At 57.5% G+C, this 2,312-nt stretch carries 1 protein-coding gene and 2 pseudogenes; 2 read left to right on the top strand and 1 reads right to left on the bottom strand.

Annotated elements, in window-relative coordinates; all coding sequences use genetic code 11:
* Positions 1 to 501, top strand: a pseudogene (locus EXE44_RS16440) (multidrug ABC transporter ATPase); the annotation flags it as partial.
* An 89-nt stretch (positions 502 to 590) separates the two neighbouring features.
* On the opposite strand, the pseudogene EXE44_RS16435 reads toward EXE44_RS16440, so the two are convergent.
* Positions 591 to 1,419 (bottom strand): annotated as a pseudogene (locus EXE44_RS16435) (IS5 family transposase).
* A 77-nt stretch (positions 1,420 to 1,496) separates the two neighbouring features.
* On the opposite strand from EXE44_RS16435, the gene EXE44_RS16430 reads away from it, so the two are divergent.
* Positions 1,497 to 1,940, top strand: a complete 444-nt coding sequence (locus tag EXE44_RS16430) for a type IV pilin (protein ID WP_199240755.1) — start codon at positions 1,497 to 1,499, stop codon at positions 1,938 to 1,940.
* Positions 1,941 to 2,312 lie beyond the last annotated feature (372 nt).

Here is a 2,312-nt window from a genome sequence, read left to right as displayed (position 1 = left end):
GGCGAGCCGGTCGCGTCGTTCGAGAGCGACCGCCGCGGCACGCTCGTCGCCTCGGTGATCGGCGGTGTCCTCGTCTCCGTGCTGGGAGTGATGCTGTTCCCCGTTCTGGTGGGTGGGTTGGTCGGACTGCTCGTCGGCGGTGGAGTGCTCACCACGCCGTCCGGCCCCGTCGTCGGCGCCGCGGTCGGCGTCGCGGTCGTCGTCGGCGTCCGGGTCCTCGTCGAACTCGTCGTCGGGTGGGTGGTCAGCGCACACGTGGTCTATCATGTCTACCCGGACGCAGTCGTGGCCCACAACGAGTTGACGGGCGCGACGCAGTGGTCGGTTCGCCGCGCCGAGATCACCGAAGTTACCCCGTCTTCCGACCTCTTCGCCGGGGTACTACCCGAGTGGTACGACACGGTCAAGATCACCACCGCGGGCGGCGAGAGCCACACGCTGGGGTACTTCGGCGACGTCGAGTCGGCCGCGAGACTGCTCGACGGCGAGGGTGCAGGCTGAACTCGGCGTGCGTCAGGTCTGAGGCGCGTTTCCGGGCCGATTCTCAGATCAGGAGTGAATCGAGAAAAATCGCTAGAAGGCGTTTGATTTCACGGTTTCACGGCTCGCTTGATGTTGTAGACCGCACACATCAGAACAATTTCACGAAATTCGCGGTACCACGATCGGGCACGCACCGCGTGGCCGAGCGTCCGCTTGATCGTTGAGAAGACGGTTTCAAACAGCGCCCTCTGGCCGTATAGAGACTCGTCGATTCGCGCGTTATGCGCGCAATCGACGGGTCGGAACTCACGGTGTTTGATCAGCGGTCTCACGCCTTCTTCGCGCAATTTCTCGCGTAATCGCTGCCAATCGTACCCTTTGTCGGCCGCGAGGCTGGCAATCTCGCCCGCGTTGCGGCAGGCGAGTTGCCAGCCGATCTGCGTGTCGTGACGTTTCTCGGTCGTACAGTGAACGTCAAGTACAGCTTGTGTTTTTGTATCGACAAGCGCGATCGTTTTCAGCGTTTGAACGCGGTAGTTCGTCCGGCGGCAGTAGTGCTTGCTGGCGGTTTCGCGGTCGAAGAACGTCGCGTCCATCGCGGTGTGATCAGCGGTGTCGTGCAACTGCGCCGAGAGGCGCAGCAGCACTCGCCAGATCTTCATCTTTAATGTGTCAAACGCCTTGACTAGCGTCGAGTGATGCGGGAGATCGGACGTTTCGAAACCGATCTCGGCCACTATTTGTGGCATCTCGCTCAAGAGATCAAGCGCCTCGCGGTAGGATTTCTCTAGGTAAATCCGGAGACAGTGGAGAGAAACGACGGCGTAGTCGGCGAAGCCCCCACACCCCCTTCGGGGGCGGCGGCTTCGCCTCGGCCACCAACAGCATTTTTAGCTACGTGACCGCCTTGCTCGTGAAGCGGGAGATATTCGACATAGGCATCGCCGATTTTCCGCTTCACTTCCTTTGATGTGACGACCTATCCCGCCGTCTTACAGCGATTCACCAGAGCCGTGTTTTTGTTTGGTGCTACAGAGAATCTAAACGAGCCTGCGCCAACCGTTGGCCAGACGAGTGGAGAGTTTGAGCCAGGGGCGGATGCCCAGCGTGTACGTATTACGCACATATCTGGAGAGGGCGTTCCCGCTGAAGAATTGGAAATTGTCGTTCGGGCATCTGGCCCCGATGTGGATACTGAAGCACGACTGGTTAACCTCCCCGAGTTTGATGAGGAGAAAGATCCTGAGAACATAATATTGTATTTCAATAAAGAAATTGAGAGTAACGATCCAAACACGTGGGGCGTTGGTGACACAATCCAATTTGAAATAAACGTGGGAGGAGCCGATTTTCGTGAACCGCCAGTAGGTAGTAATCCTGATGCTGACGAACTTACGGTTCTAATTGTTCATACTCCTTCGAGCGCTGTTATTGTTAAAAAAACGTTCACACCGTAGGTGGAATATATGGGCTCTGTGTTCAGCACGACTCAAAAAATATCAAAAATTATGTATTTCGACAGAGCCTCGGAAATCAATAAATATCCCACCTACGGCCCGGGAGGTTCCGCCGTTCGCTCTGGGGAGAACGTCACGTCAGGGCTAAGATAGACTCTGTAGCGATATGTATGTAGTTTCGCGACGGTCGACGGGTTTCAGCGACACTCTGGCTTGTCCCGTTCCGTAGGGTCGCCGGTCGCCGCGGCCGCGACTGCGGTCGTTCTGGCGATGGGCTGTTTGTCGTTGACGCCGATAAAAAGGATCTCAACCGAGTCTCCCGGCTCCATCGGGCGGTCGCCGCTGAAATCGATCGGATACCTGTTTTCGACG

Origin of the sequence: Halorubrum sp. SS7 (assembly GCF_005435055.1) — an archaeon.
GTDB lineage: Archaea > Halobacteriota > Halobacteria > Halobacteriales > Haloferacaceae > Halorubrum > Halorubrum salinarum.
Note: the sequence above shows the minus strand (reverse complement) of the source record. Positions and strands in the feature narration are given on the sequence as shown.